This is a genomic window from Gillisella terrae (assembly GCF_004801395.1).
Taxonomy (GTDB): Bacteria; Pseudomonadota; Alphaproteobacteria; order Rhizobiales; family Rhizobiaceae; genus Allorhizobium; species Allorhizobium terrae.
The window spans coordinates 520803-535605 of the sequence record NZ_SSOA01000002.1; the positions used below are offsets into that span (position 1 = coordinate 520803).

Annotated in this window: 7 protein-coding genes and 2 pseudogenes; 7 read left to right on the plus strand and 2 right to left on the minus strand. The window is 54.8% G+C overall.

The window, feature by feature from the left end:
* Positions 1 to 330 precede the first annotated feature (330 nt).
* The 3 genes and pseudogenes from E6C51_RS06225 to E6C51_RS20310 form a co-directional block, all read left to right on the plus strand.
* On the plus strand, positions 331 to 2295 hold the full coding sequence (locus E6C51_RS06225) for a putative bifunctional diguanylate cyclase/phosphodiesterase (RefSeq protein ID WP_190235350.1): 1965 nt from the start codon (positions 331 to 333) through the stop codon (positions 2293 to 2295).
* A gap of 477 nt (positions 2296 to 2772) precedes the next feature.
* Positions 2773 to 3480: pseudogene (locus E6C51_RS20305) on the plus strand (methyl-accepting chemotaxis protein); the annotation flags it as partial.
* A gap of 87 nt (positions 3481 to 3567) precedes the next feature.
* Positions 3568 to 4246, plus strand: a pseudogene (locus E6C51_RS20310) (methyl-accepting chemotaxis protein); the annotation flags it as partial.
* Positions 4247 to 4643: 397 nt separating this feature from the next.
* Here the strand turns inward: E6C51_RS20310 and parC are convergent.
* On the minus strand, positions 4644 to 6920 hold the full coding sequence (parC, locus tag E6C51_RS06235; protein ID WP_146928714.1) for a DNA topoisomerase IV subunit A: 2277 nt from the start codon (positions 6918 to 6920) through the stop codon (positions 4644 to 4646).
* A 200-nt stretch (positions 6921 to 7120) separates the two neighbouring features.
* Between parC and E6C51_RS06240 the strand changes: the two genes are divergently transcribed.
* Positions 7121 to 8332 carry a hypothetical protein gene (locus E6C51_RS06240; protein ID WP_190235352.1) on the plus strand — a complete coding sequence of 404 codons (1212 nt, stop codon included), beginning with the start codon at positions 7121 to 7123 and terminating at the stop codon, positions 8330 to 8332.
* A 311-nt stretch (positions 8333 to 8643) separates the two neighbouring features.
* Here the strand turns inward: E6C51_RS06240 and aspS are convergent, their stop codons facing one another.
* Positions 8644 to 10449 (minus strand): aspartate--tRNA ligase, encoded by a 1806-nt coding sequence (gene aspS / locus E6C51_RS06245; protein WP_190235353.1) that lies wholly within the window; start codon positions 10447 to 10449, stop codon positions 8644 to 8646.
* Positions 10450 to 10691: 242 nt separating this feature from the next.
* Here aspS and E6C51_RS06250 point away from each other — a divergent pair, with 242 nt between their 5' ends.
* The 3 genes from E6C51_RS06250 (at position 10692) to rnd (ending at position 14801) form a co-directional block, all read left to right on the plus strand.
* On the plus strand, positions 10692 to 11939 hold the full coding sequence (locus E6C51_RS06250) for an MFS transporter (protein WP_146928705.1): 1248 nt from the start codon (positions 10692 to 10694) through the stop codon (positions 11937 to 11939).
* A 95-nt stretch (positions 11940 to 12034) separates the two neighbouring features.
* On the plus strand, positions 12035 to 13432 hold the full coding sequence (locus tag E6C51_RS06255) for a multicopper oxidase family protein (RefSeq protein ID WP_190235354.1): 1398 nt from the start codon (positions 12035 to 12037) through the stop codon (positions 13430 to 13432).
* 214 nt (positions 13433 to 13646) lie between these two features.
* Positions 13647 to 14801 carry a ribonuclease D gene (rnd, locus tag E6C51_RS06260; RefSeq protein ID WP_190235355.1) on the plus strand — a complete coding sequence of 385 codons (1155 nt, stop codon included), beginning with the start codon at positions 13647 to 13649 and terminating at the stop codon, positions 14799 to 14801.
* Positions 14802 to 14803 lie beyond the last annotated feature (2 nt).

Sequence of the window (14803 nt, forward strand, 5' to 3'; positions counted from 1 at the left end):
TAATATAGATGATCAGATGTTAATAACATTGCTATAGAATTATTAATTCTTTGTTAACCATAGAAACTGATTCGTCATAACACGTCTAGTGCCACCAGGTCTGCGACAATAGAATTAATTGAGAAATATCCGAGATATCAGCACGTACAACACTATGTTTTCCACCCAAGGTACATAGATTTATCTCGACGCTGTTTTATTAAGAACGAATATTAAAATCTCTAAATTTTTAAATGAAAAACTTTCAATGCACCGAGTATTCGAGTGACACGTTTGAGAGAATGAGCTTTATTACTTCTATTCAATCAGCGAGAATCGATGGAAACCAGCATGATTGATGGACGACGCGGCCCAGGCCTTACGGATCGGCGTGAAATTCTAGACAAAGAGCGGAATGCCGAAATCGTGAAGCTTTATAAAGATCAGACACAATCCGACCGCATCGGTTCAGCCCGCAAAGGCCTGTGGGAGGGTGCATTTATCTATCTGGCATTTTCGATCACAGATATTTTGCTGCTTCCTGATGTCGCTAAAACGGTTATCATCAGCCGCATCACGATTTGCGTTATTGGCCTTTTGATTATGGAGCTGCTGTTCTTCATCAAGGTCAAATCAAACACCATGGATATCACCTGCGCCATGGCACTGGTGATCAGCTACGTGGCATGGCTTTACCCTGCCGCAATGACCCAGCAGGCCGATCACTTCCGCTATTACATGGTTTTTGGCAGCCTGTTCATGATGAGCGCCAACCTGTTTTTCGGCTTTGATATTGTCTTGTCGATCATCACATCGACATGCGTACTTGGGCTGTTTTTCCTCGCGCTGTTTTATCTGGCACCCGTTGATAGCGGATATGTGCTGGCGTTTGGCACGTTCTACGTCGCCTGTTTTGCATTCACCAGCTATATCAACCTCCGGCTCAACAGAGAGCGCTTTCATGTCTATCTGAACGCATTGGAAGCGAAAAAGCAAAACAGCGAAGCGACAGAACGCGGCAAGGCGCTGCTGCGCCTGTCCAACACCGATTATTTGACCGGCGTGGATAACCGCCGCGCGATTGATCAACGCCTGCGCGACAGCTGGAATGATTGGCAAAACGACGCGATTGGTTTCGGAGTCATTCTGGTCGATGTGGATTTTTTCAAGAAATATAACGATTTCTACGGCCATCAGGCCGGGGACCATTGCCTTGTGTTGATCGCCAACACCTTGAAGAATGCTTTGGTGCCCTTCAACGCCTCGCTCGGCCGCTATGGCGGAGAGGAATTTATTGTTATTGCGCCAACCGCAAACCGTGAAGACATGATGCAATTGGCCGAAATGATCCGCCAGACTGTCGAAAATATGGTGCTGTCCCACGACCAGCGCAAAGATGGTCTCACCATCGTCACAGTCAGTGTCGGTGCCTCATTCACGCGTGAACAACGCGATTCAAGGCTTGAAAAACTCATCACCGAAGCCGACCGCGCACTGTACTCCGCCAAAGCCAATGGCCGTAACTGTGTGCGCCTGTTCGATCCGACCGATCCTCTGACCAGCGATGACAACGAACATATTGCAGCGCTTTTGCGCGTCGCCATCACTAACAATCTGGTGTCGCTGGTCTATCAGCCCATTCTGAACGTCAAGACCGGCCAGCTTGAAGCCGCCGAAGCATTGATGCGGTTGAAATTGCTGGACGGAACGCCAGTATCGCCTGTTACTTTCATCCCCATCGCAGAGCGCACTGGCTCTATTCTCGATCTTGGTCTGTGGAGCATTCGGCAAGCCTGCACCGATATTCTTGTTCCGTCTGCAGCCCCAATGGTGAGCGTCAATGTATCTCCCATCCAGCTCAAGTCCAAAGGTTTCGCCGCAAAAGTGAGCGCGATTCTGGCTGAAACCGGGGTGGATGGCCATCGCCTTGCTTTTGAGATTACTGAGGGCATCAATATGGATCATCAGTCCGTCATTTTGCGCTGTATCAAGGATCTGGAAGCGCAAGGCATAAAGATATGGCTTGATGATTTTGGCACCGGCTTTGCTGGCTTGTCGTGGCTGCGGCTGTTCAATTTCGACACCGTGAAAATTGACCGTTCCTTCCTGCAAGACTGCCACACGGACCACGGCCGCTCGTTGCTGCGCGACATCATCAGCCTGCTGCGCCACCGTGGTCATAAAATTCTGATGGAAGGCATTGAAACAGAAGAGCAGCTGAAGCTGATGCAGCAGCTCAAGATCGATTATGTCCAAGGCTACCATCTCGGCCGCCCTACCCCCTTGGCAGCCTTCCGGTCGCGATTGGCGGCCTGAAGCCTGTCGCATTTAACTGTCCTCAATCGAACGCGACATGCTTTAGAATTTGTTAACCATGACATTTAGCGCATCATAAACAACAAATGTAATGACTTTATAATATTCATTTTTCCTTCAATATTCCTCTCAATAACTGGGTCACTGAAACACGCGATTGATGCGAGAACCTTCGTGCAAGGAAGCGATCTCTGCCCGCAATCGATAAGACCAAACCCTTTGGACACTTTAGAGGAATTCAACATGTCTTTATACACCAGTCTCAAGCCCTCCTCTAAAGCTCGTTTCGCGATTGCAGAAATCAATAGCCTGACGCGCACAATGGCCAATGGAGATATTTCGTCCCGTTTGAGGACAGAATTGGCCACAGGCGACGCGAAAGAGTTGCTGGAGGCTGTCAACACGCTTCTCGACATGGCGACGGCCCCAACCCATACACTCAGCGGTGCCGTAAACCGCATGGCGGCCGAGCATGATATGGGCGACATTGATGCGATTATCCCCGTTTCAGCATTCAAGGGTGAAATTGCTGAAATGGCGCATAATATCAACGAGTTGGTACGCAGCCATATCGCCGTCAAAAAGAAAGCAATGGCCTGCATCAGGGAGTTCGGAGAGGGTAATTTTGAGGCCGAGCTGGAGCGTTTTCCTGGGAAAAAGGCCTTTATTAACGACACAGTCGAGACTCTGCGCGGCAATCTCAAGGGCTTTATTGCCGAGATGAATCATATGTCTGCCGAACATGACAAGGGTGATATCGACGTCTTTGTGCCAGTCGAGCGTTTCAAAGGTGACTTTGCCGTGATGGCCAAAGGCGTGAACACCATGGTCACCGGCCACATCGCGGTGAAAAAGAAAGCGATGGCCTGTATCAAGCAATTTAGTGAAGGCAATTTCGAGGCAACGCTTGAGCAATTCCCCGGTAAAAAAGCATTTATCAATGAAACCGTTGAAACGCTGAGAAGCAACCTCAAAGACATTGTGACCGAAATTCATCGCCTGATCGTTGCCTCCACTGCGGGGCGGTTGAGCGAAAGAGGGGATGCAGAGCGCTTTGTTGGCGATTTTGGCAAAATGGTTACGGGTATCAATGGGATGCTGGATGCCATTTTACTGCCTATTGGCGAGGGCAATCGCGTTCTTAACCTCGTCGCAGCAGGAAATTTGACAGAGCATGTGACCATCACCTGCGAAGGCGACCATCAGAGGATGAAAGACGCCGTCAATTCGTTGGTTGATAATTTGACGCGCTTCGCGGTCAGCGTCTCCAACGCAGCAGATCAGGTCACCAGCGGCAGTCAGGAGCTTTCCTCCTCGTCGGAACAACTCTCGCAAGGTGCCACAGAGCAAGCCGCAGCCACCGAAGAGGCCTCGGCCTCCATGGAACAAATGGCTGGCAATATCAAACAGAACGCTGACAACGCCTCTCAGACCGAAAAAATTGCACGCCAATCCGCAAAAGACGCTGAAATCTCAGGCGAGGCCGTGGAGAAGGCTGTTACGGCCATGCGCACGATTGCCGAGAAAATCTCTATTGTGCAGGAAATTGCCCGGCAGACCGATCTTCTGGCCCTCAATGCAGCCGTGGAAGCGGCGCGCGCTGGAGAGCATGGCAAGGGCTTTGCCGTTGTTGCCTCGGAAGTGCGCAAGCTTGCCGAGCGCTCGCAGGCAGCCGCTGGCGAAATCAGTGGCCTGTCCGCAGATACAGTCAAGGCAGCGACCTCGGCTGGGGAGATGCTGCACCGCCTGGTGCCCGATATTCGCAAAACAGCAGAACTCGTCTCCGAAATTTCGGCAGCCTGCCGGGAACAGGATCTGGGTGCCTCGCAAATCAATGAGGCGATCCAACAACTGGACAAGGTGACGCAGCAAACCGCCAGCGCCTCCGAACAGATGTCGGCCACCTCAGAAGAATTGACGGCTCAAGCCGAGGAACTGCAATCGGCCCTCACCTTTTTCCAGACAGCAAACGCCAGTCACGGCCGCACCAACCCGTCGCAACCCAGTGCCGCCCAACTGCGCACCGCTGTTTCCACCAAGCCAACGCGAAAGCCTGCCCCGGCACAGACAGTCCCTGCGCAACAGGCACGCGCCAAAGGCTTTGCCCTCGACATGGCCATGGGCGGCCCCGACTCGGAAGATCGGTACTTTAATCAGGGCAATTCCTGAGACGGCCACGCAGAGAAAACAGCTTTTTGTATCCTCTGCGGTTTTCAACTCACACAAAAGGGCGCGCCATATGCTGGCGCGCCCTTTTGTGCTTAAAAATCAAATAAGTCTTCGTTTTAACAGTTTGACAGCATCCCGCTGGCCATCGGTGATGCAATTTCCTGCATTCGCCCGTTGATTTAACCGCTGAACTTACCGCTGCGCGGAAAACCCTTTGGCACAGGCCGCCCAGCCGCTGCGCGGTCACCCAGCCATTCGAGCAGTTCGTCCTTATTCTTGCTAAAGACCCGCCCTGCACTGTCTTCCCACGTCAAGCCAGCGCTGAGTGCAAAGAACTTGATGTCCGATATGCCGCCATCCTTGTAGCGTTGCAGACGAACACCCTTGCCACGGCTCATTTCAGGAATTTGTGCCAGCGGGAAGACAACCAGCTTACGGTTCTCACCCACCACCGCGACATGATCGCCCGACACCGGCACCACCAGCTTGGCTTCGTCTGGCATCACCACATTCATCACCTGCTTGCCCTTGCGGGTATTGGCGACGATATCGCTCTCGGCCACAATGAACCCATTGCCGGATGTGGAAACAAACATCAGCTTGCGCGATGCATCATGCACAAAAGCGGTCAGCACATCCTGATCATTTTCCATATCAATGATGATGCGCAAAGGCTCGCCATGGCCACGGCCACCCGGCAGCTTGTCGCCGCCTAGCGTGTAAACCTTGCCGCCCGTCGTCACCAGCACGATCTTATCGGTGGTTTGCGCCGGGAATGCCACACGTAGCCCATCCCCTTCCTTAAAGGTCAGAGTGGACGTGTCTGAGCTATGGCCCTTGAGAGCCCTGATCCAGCCTTTTTCCGAGATCACCACGGTGATCGGCTCTTTCTCGATCATCGCCTGCTGGATGGCTTCCACATCTGCCGTTGGCGCGCTGGCAAATTGCGTACGCCTGCGGCCAAGCTCGGTGACTTTGGCATATTTCTTTTTCACTTCGGTGATCTCGCCAGCAATGGTTTTCCATTGCAGATCATCCGATCCCAAAAGCTTTTCCAACTCGGCCTTTTCTGCCGAGAGCGCATCATGCTCCTTGCGGATTTCAAACTCTTCCAGCTTGCGCAAATTGCGAAGCCGCATATTGAGAATGGCTTCCGCCTGATTGTCGGTCAGCGCAAAGCGCGCAATCAGCGCATCCTTGGCCTCATCTTCTTCCCGGATGATGCGAATGACCTCATCCAGATTGAGGTAGGCAATCAGCAAGCCGCCGAGAATTTCCAACCGACGCTCAATGGCCGCCAGCCGGAAGCTGGAGCGGCGCACCAGCACATCCTTGCGATGCGCCAGCCACTCGCTCAAGACTTCATTGAGCGCCATCACCCGCGGCACTTTACCCTGGGAGAGGACGTTCATGTTCATGGGGATGCGGTTCTCAAGCTCAGTGAGCTTGAACAGCGATTCCATCAAAATCGTCGGGTCAACCGTGCGGCTCTTGGGCACCAGCACCAGGCGCACATCTTCGGCTGACTCATCGCGAACATCTTCCAGTAACGGCAGACGCTTTGCGATCAGCAATTCAGCGATTTTTTCGATCAGCCGGGATTTTTGCACCTGAAACGGGATTTCGGTGACGATAATCTGATAGCCGCCGCGTCCCAGATCTTCCGTTTCCCACTTGGCCCGCACACGAAAGCCACCGCGACCTGTGCGGTAGGTTTCAATCATGCTTTCACGGCTTTCGACAATAATGCCGCCTGTGGGCAAATCCGGCCCTTCAATGCCACCGCGTTGCGGATTGGCGGGATCGGCAAACAGCTCTTCCACTGTTGCTGCCGGATTCTTGATCAAAAGCAGGGCGGCATCGCACAGCTCATGGGCGTTGTGCGGTGGAATGGAGGTTGCCATACCAACCGCAATACCCGACGAGCCATTGGCGAGAAGATTGGGAAATGCGCCGGGCAGAACCACCGGCTCATCATCTTCTTCATTGTAGGTCGGGCGATAATCGACCGCGTCCTGCTCAATGCCTTCCAAAAGCAGAGCAGCAACCTCGGTCATCCGCGCTTCGGTGTAACGATAGGCAGCGGCTGAGTCGCCATCGATATTGCCGAAATTGCCCTGACCATCGACAATCGGATAACGCTGGGAGAAATCCTGCGCCAAACGCACCAGCGCATCATAGACCGACTGGTCGCCATGCGGGTGAAATTTACCGATGACGTCTCCAACGATACGGGCGCATTTTTTGAAGGCGGAATTGGGACGAATGCCCATTTCGCTCATGGCATGAATGATGCGCCGATGCACCGGCTTTAAGCCATCGCGCACGTCGGGCAAGGCCCGATGCATGATTGTGGAGAGCGCATAGGCAAGGTAGCGCTCTTCAAGAGCGGATTTCAAATCAATCGGCGTGATGTGATCGCCACCATCACCCGGCGGTGTAAGACTTTTTCCCATAGCCCTTGCCTAGCGGAGAAAGGCTTGAACAGCAAGGATTCCGGGGGATGCAGCTGTGGATTACCGAGGCAATAGGGAGGCGGACAAACAAGAATAATACACAAGCCCCGATAAAAGGCCTTTGTGGTTTAGCGTCCTCCATTATAAAGAAATACCGACCTATGCGATGCGCTACCCGTTTGTTTTTAAGGGAAACTATTATGACGATGCATAAATCCGCTAAACGCCTCATGAGCAGCCTTCTCTTCACCAGCGCGGCCATCGCCATCCTGCCTCATGCGGCTTTCGCGCTGGACGGTCAGGACCTTCTCAAGAAAATCAACGCTGCCTATGCACCAAGCGGTGTGGTCATCAACGCCAGCGGCGTGGATGTCAACGGCGACACCGTCGTGCTGAAAGACGCGAATTTCACGCCCGAAGACAGCAAGGACAAAACCCCTGTGCCGGTTGGCAATGTCACCCTGACCGGCGTTGCCGCCATGGATGACGGTTCCTACGAAATTGACCGGGTTGATTTTCAGCCGATCAATATCACCAGCGAAAAATCCGCCATCACCGCGACTGATCTTTATCTTTCCGGCGTAACCGTGCCCGGAAAAACCGGCACCAACGACCTCTCCTCAATGCTGTTTTACGAAAAGGCCCATAGCGGCCCGATCGCCATCAAGGAAGGCGGCAAAGAACTCGTATCGATCAGCGAAATCGAAGCCACATCGGCAATTGAGGATGATGGTGCCAGCCTTTCCTTTGATGCCGCGGTCAATGGCCTCAAGCTTGATCTGTCCTCGGTGGAAGATCCCAACAGCAAAGAGACCATTGACGCGCTTGGCCTGTCAAACCTTGATGGCAAAATGACCATGAAGGGCAGTTGGGAGCTGCAATCCGGCACGATCGACGTGGAAGAATATGCGCTGGACTTCAAGAATGTCGGCAAGCTCGACATTTCTTTCAGCCTGTCCGGCTATACGATGGACCTGATGAAACAGCTTCAGGAAGCCGCCGCTGCATCCAAAGTCAATTCGGCAGACCCGCAGGCGCAGCAAGCCGCTGGCATTGCCACACTGGGCCTTTTGCAGCAAATGTCATTCCTGAGTGCTGACATTCGCTTTGAGGATGCAGGACTGACCGCTCGTGCGCTCGAGTATGCCGGCAAGAAGCAAAGCGTTTCAGCCAAGGACATGGGCCAGATGGTCAAGGCTATGACACCGCTGATGCTGGCGCAAGCCAAGCTGGGTGCCCTGCAAAACAGCGTCTCAGCCGCGGTCAATGCCTATATCGACAACCCGAAGAGCTTCACCATCACGGCTGAACCAGAAAACCCGGTTCCCTTCCCGATGATCATCGGTGCGGCCATGGGCGCGCCTGAGACCCTGCCCAAGGTGCTGGGTGTGACGGTGACGTCGAACGATTGAGAGAAAATCATTTCTCATTTGCAATTGATCAAGCCGCCTTCGGGCGGCTCAGCTTGTCGAAAAGCCTCTCGCTCAACGTTTCGTCATCCTCGGGCCTGTCCCGAGGATCTGCCTCGGCCAACTAAGCCATTGGCTTTTATGGCGAAATGAACGTGGTTAGATGCTCGGCACAAGGCCGAGCATGACGTCGAGGATAAATTCAAGGTTTGGGAGCAGTCTGAGCCGCCTTCGGGCGGCTTTTTTATAGCTGCGAACAAAAAAATGCCGTGGCGAACCACGGCATTTCATTCACAGCGATGCTGAATTTAGCATCAGTCTTTCTTCGGCGTTGGCACAACCCGCAGCGCCAGTTCGCGCAGCTGCGTTGGTGTTGCCGGAGCAGGAGCATTCATCAACAAGTCCTGCGCCTGCTGGTTCATCGGGAACAGCGAGATTTCGCGCAGGTTCTTGGCACCCACCAGCAGCATGACCACGCGGTCGATACCGAATGCACAGCCGCCGTGCGGAGGTGCGCCATACTGGAAGGCGCGGTAGAGGCCGCCGAAGCGCTCTTCCACGTCAGTCTGGCTCAGGCCAACCTTTTCAAACGCCTTGACCATCAGTTCCGGTGACTGGTTACGGATCGAGCCAGAGGCGATTTCAAAGCCGTTGCACACGGCGTCATACTGGTAGGCCTTGAGTGTCAGCGGGTCTTGCGTATCAAAGGCCGCCTCTCCGCCCTGTGGCATGGAGAACGGGTTGTGGGCGAAATCGATCTTCTTTTCTTCCTCGCTCCATTCATAGAACGGGAAGTCGACAATCCAGCACATCTCGAACCGGTCGCGGTCGATCAGGTTTAGCTCTTCACCTGCACGGGTGCGGGCTTCGCCAGCGAACTTGTAGAACTTGGCCGGATCACCCGCCACGAAGAAGCAAGCGTCACCTGCATCAAGGCCGAGTTGGGCGGCGATGGCCGCTGTGCGTTCTTCGCCAATGTTCTTGGCCAGTGGGCCGGAGCCGCCAACCTTGCCGTCTTCGTCCTTCCAGAAGATATAGCCAAGGCCCGGCTGGCCAGTGGACTGCGCCCAAGCGTTCATGCGGTCGCAGACGGCGCGGCCAATCGGGCCAGTTGCGTCGGTATGCTTGACCGGAATGGCCCAAACTTCAACCTTGGGGTTGGATTCGATCATGCTCGCGAAAATCTTGAAGCCGGAGCCGCGGAAATGCTCGGTCACAGCCTGCATGACAATCGGGTTGCGCAGGTCTGGCTTGTCGGAGCCGTATTTGCGAATGGCTTCATCATATGGAATGCGTGGCCATTGCTTCGTCACAGGCTTGCCATCGGCAAACTGCTCGAACACCTTGGTCATCATTGGTTCCATGGTGGTCCAGACATCTTCCTGAGTCACGAAGCTCATTTCCACGTCGAGCTGGTAGAACTCGCCGGGCAGACGGTCAGCGCGCGGGTCTTCATCGCGGAAGCAAGGGGCAATCTGGAAGTAGCGGTCAAAACCGGCCACCATCAAAAGCTGCTTATACTGCTGCGGAGCCTGCGGCAGGGCGAAGAACTGGCCTTCGTGGATGCGGCTTGGAACCAAAAAGTCGCGCGCACCTTCTGGCGAAGAGGCCGTCAGGATTGGCGTGGTATATTCGGCAAAGCCAAGCTCTGCCATGCCGGAGCGCATGGCCGAAATGATCTGGGTGCGCTTGACGATGTTCTTGTGCAGGGTTTCGCGGCGCAGGTCGATGAAGCGATACTTCAGGCGCACATCTTCCGGATATTCCGGCTCACCAAACACCGGCAGCGGCAATTCCTTGGCCACGGCCAGAACTTCAATTTCCTGCGCATAGAGCTCGATTTCACCGGTAGGCATGGCCTTGTTGACGGTCTCATCGGTGCGGGCCTTGACCACGCCGTCGATGCGGATCACCCATTCGCCGCGCACAGTCTCGGCCAGCTTGAAGGCCGGGCTATCGGGGTCGGCTACCACCTGGGTAATGCCATAATGGTCGCGGAGGTCGATGAACAAAACGCCGCCGTGGTCGCGTACGCGATGGACCCAGCCGGACAGGCGCACGGTGGCACCAACATCGGACTTGCGGAGAGCGGCACAGGTGTGGCTGCGGTAACGATGCATTTTAATGTATCCTGGACGTATCTATCGCCAAGCAAACACGCGAAACGTGCCATATGCTGGCGGAGGAAAATCGGGCGGAAAAGCGCATGGCCTGCCTGATTTGTCAAGGCTGAACGCATCTTCCCGCGATATTCCCGCTATATCAGCAGCCCGTGCGGGTCTACAAGACTTATCCTGCACCTGCGCGACTCAATTCCTGACACCTTGCTTTATCAAGCCGCGCTTTTTGAGATCACATCGCCATGAGAGACATTCGCCCACTCATCCCTTTGCTCGTCACGGCTGGTATTCTGATTGGCGGTAACGGCTTGCAAGGCACATTCATTTCCTTGCGCGCGCTACAGGAGGGCTTTTCCACCACCATGATCGGTGTGGTTGGCGCAGGCTATAATATTGGCTTTGCCATCGGCTGCATTTATGTCACGCGCCTGATCCGTCAGGTGGGCCACATTCGCGCCTTTGCCGGTCTGGCAGCCATTGCATCCGTTGCTTCGCTTGCCATGTTGCTGGTGATTCATCCGGCGGCATGGTTTTGTTTGCGGCTGGCCCAAGGCCTTTGCTTTGCGGGCCTGTTTGCCACAGTCGAAAGCTGGCTGAATGCCCGCGTCACCAATGAAAACCGCGCGCGCACCCTATCGATCTACCGCTTTGTTGATCTTGGTGCTGGCACCATCGCGCAATATACCATTCCGCTGGTGGGGCTGGGCGGCTTTGATCTCTTCGCCATCATTGCCATGGCGCTCTCACTCTCGCTGGTGCCGATCTCCTTTGCCGATCGCACCAGCCCGGAGCCGCCCAAACATGTGCAGTTTAATGTGAAGGCGCTGTGGCACATCTCGCCGCTGGCCACCATTGGCTGCATTGTGGTGGGCTTGACCAATTCCACCTTTCGCTCTCTGGGGCCGATTTATGCGGAAGGCATTGGCATGTCGGTCACGGCGATTGCCACCTTTATGAGCATTGGCATTTTTGCAGGCGTGGTGTTGCAATATCCACTCGGCCATTATTCCGACAAGCTGGACCGGCGCACCATCATTCTCATTGCCGCCATTGGTGCCGCTATCAGCGGGTTGTTTCTCTCTTTTGTGGCAGGCTCCAGCGAGTTGCTCAATTTCATCGGCATTTTCTTCTTCGGGGCCTTTGCCATGCCGCTCTATTCGCTGTGCTCGGCGCATGCCAATGACCACGCGGCACCGGGCCAGCATGCGCTGGTGTCGGCTGGAACGCTGTTTTTCTGGTCCTGCGGTGCTGTGGTCGGACCGATGTTTGCCTCAGTCCTTCTGGATCACCTCGGTCCACGGGCGCTGTTTACCTATACGGTGGCCGTGCTTGGCCTGTTCATCATCTACACCACGTTACGCATGCGGGTGCGTGAAGCCGTGCCAACCGAAGAGAGGCGCTATCGCTTTCGCTCGCTGCTGCGCACATCCACCTATTTCACCAAGCTGGCCGCCCCGCCGACACCGGAAAAGCCAAAGGATAAAAAGTGATCGGTGCAACGAGCCTGTCACGCCAGAACGCTATTGCTGACGAAAGAAATCAACTTTAAAAGCGACCTGTCTTTCTTCCGATACCGGAGCATCCCATGGTCGCCCTTTCCCGCCGCACACTGCTGAAAACCTCTGCTGTTGCGGGGCTCTATGGGATTGGCCTGGGCGCATCGAAATTGCTGCATGCGGCCCAGCCTGACCCTCTATCCATTGAGGCAAAGTTTACCTCGGCGATGATTGATGGTGCGCATGAAACAAAGAAGATGGCGACCTACGCTATTGCCGGTTCCAAAGGCCCCATGCCGCCTGCTATCCGCATGAAGCGCGATACGCCTTTTGCCGCCAAGCTGATCAATCATCTCGATGACGCCACCACCATCCATTGGCATGGTTTGCGCATTCCCAACAAAATGGATGGGGTGCCGTTTCTCACCCAGCCCTATGTCTATCAGGGCGACAGCTTCGATTATGCCTTTACGCCGCCCGATGCGGGCACGTTCTGGTATCATCCCCATTGCAACACCATGGATCAGATTTCCACCGGCATGACGGGAATGCTGATTGTCGAAGATCCGAATGATCCGGTGTTTGACGCCGAGATCGACCTGAACCTGCGCGATTTTCGGCTTGGAAGTGACGGCCAGTTCATTGCCCTGTTCAAGCCGCGTGATGCGGCCCGCGCTGGCACCTATGGTACCGTGCGCACCGCCAATTGGCAGCTAGAGCCGCGCTATGATGCGCCAAGCGGCGGGCTGGTGCGCATCCGCATGGCCGATACCGATGTCACGCGCATTTACAACATGCGGCTGGAGGGGGCAGAAGCTGTGATCATTGCGCTTGATGGCCAGCCCCTGCCCGATATTCGCAAGCTTGATATGGCCGTTGTTGCCCCCGGCCAGCGTATTGATCTGATCTTGAAAATGCCGGAAGGCGAAGGACAGGAAGCAAGGCTGATTGACGTGCGGCCCAGCACCCCGAAGGTGATCGCCAGTTTCCGCGCCACCGGCCCATCGCTCAAGCGCTCGCTGGCCGATGTTGCGCCGCTTGCGCCCAATCCTTTCCAGATGCCGGATTTGAAAAATGCCGAGCGGATTCCGCTGGTGTTGAGTGCCACAGCCGAAGACGCCGCACGTCCCTCAATCTGCGGCTCGCTGGGCTATTCGTTCTGGGCCATCAATAAAAAGCCATGGACGGGCGACAACCCCGACCCAACCGCACCGTTGGCAGAGATGAAGCTGGGCAAGAGCTATATTATCGAGCTGGAAAACAGCACACCGCAGGCCCACCCCATTCACCTGCACGGTATGAATTTCAAAGCTATTGCCTCATCGAGCCGCACAGTCGATCCGCTGATCTCCGACACCTATCTGGTCTTGCCGGATGAAAAAGTGCAGCTGGCTCTGGTGGCCGACAACCCGGGCGACTGGCTGATCCACTGCCACATTATCGAGCATCAGAAAACCGGCATGACCGCCTATGTCCGCGTAAGCTGACCTGTGCATCTTCCCCCCACGGAACATCGGATGGCGTGGAATGCATCTGCAACGATGCAGGATGAATCTTGATTTTCTTTCGGCGAAAATGCCACATTCACGTATTTTTAGGGGAGTTTTTGCTGGCAGGCCTTTCAAATGCAGTGATCAACTTGACAAGCAAGGCGCAAGCGGGGAGGAAAGATAGAATTATGACGAAAAATTCCGGTGCGAAATGATTGTTACAACGCAAGATTTGGAAGCTGCCTGCAAGACACTGGCGAAATCTGAATTTATTACCATAGATACCGAGTTTCTGCGTGAGACGACATTTTGGCCAGAACTGTGCCTTGTGCAGATGGCAAGCCCGGACCTTGAGGTGATTGTCGACCCGCTGGCCGAGGGCATTGACCTGGCTCCGCTGTTTGAGCTGATGGCAAACACCGCTGTAACCAAGGTGTTTCATGCCGCCCGGCAGGATATTGAAATCATCTTCCACCTTGGCAACCTCATTCCGCAACCGATTTTTGATACGCAAGTCGCAGCCATGGTCTGTGGCTTCGGCGATAGCGTTTCCTATGACCAATTGGTGCAGAAGGTCAAAAATATCCACATCGACAAAAGCTCGCGCTTTACCGACTGGAGCCGCCGCCCGCTGACCGAAAAGCAACTCGATTACGCCTTGGCCGATGTCACCCATCTGCGCGATGTCTATCTCAAGCTGAAGTCTGAGCTGGAGCGCGAGGGCCGCGCCACATGGCTTGCCGAAGAAATGGCCGTGCTGGAATCCCGCAGCACCTATGATCTCCACCCGGATGATGCCTGGCAGCGCCTGAAAATGCGCTTGAAAAAGCCGCAGGAACTGATGGTGATGAAGAATGTGGCAGCGTGGCGCGAGCGTGAAGCGCGCTCTCGCAATGTGCCACGCTCACGGGTGCTGAAGGATGATGCGATTTTTGAAATCGCCCAGCAACAGCCCAAGGACAGCGAAGCGCTTGGCCGCTTACGCACCATTCCCAAGGGTTGGGAGCGCTCCAGCGCTGGCACCGCCATTATTGACGCCGTCAACGCGGCGCTGGCCATTCCAAAAGCCGATTGGCCGCAGCTGCAACGCCAGAATCACATGCCGGAAGGCTCGGCCTCTGCCGTGGAGCTTTTGAAAGTCCTGCTGCGTCTGACCTGCGAAAAGCACGGCGTTGCCGCCAAGATGATTGCCAATACCGATGATCTGGAAAAAATCGCGGTCGACGGTGAAAATGCGGATGTTCAGGCTCTGCAGGGCTGGCGCCGCGACCTGTTTGGCAATGCAGCGCTCAAGCTTATCAATGGTGGCATGGCGCTGCGCTTTGTAGGCAAGAAAATCGAAGCCTTTGATTTTTCAGCCGAGTAAGG

Coding starts and splice junctions, on each gene's coding strand:
- E6C51_RS06250 (WP_146928705.1), top strand. CDS start 10,692: ATGAGAGACATTCGCCCACTCATCCCTTTGCTCGTCACGGCTGGTATT.
- rnd (WP_190235355.1), top strand. CDS start 13,647: ATGATTGTTACAACGCAAGATTTGGAAGCTGCCTGCAAGACACTGGCG.
- aspS (WP_190235353.1), bottom strand. CDS start 10,449: ATGCATCGTTACCGCAGCCACACCTGTGCCGCTCTCCGCAAGTCCGAT.
- parC (WP_146928714.1), bottom strand. CDS start 6,920: ATGGGAAAAAGTCTTACACCGCCGGGTGATGGTGGCGATCACATCACG.
- E6C51_RS06225 (WP_190235350.1), top strand. CDS start 331: ATGATTGATGGACGACGCGGCCCAGGCCTTACGGATCGGCGTGAAATT.
- E6C51_RS06240 (WP_190235352.1), top strand. CDS start 7,121: ATGACGATGCATAAATCCGCTAAACGCCTCATGAGCAGCCTTCTCTTC.
- E6C51_RS06255 (WP_190235354.1), top strand. CDS start 12,035: ATGGTCGCCCTTTCCCGCCGCACACTGCTGAAAACCTCTGCTGTTGCG.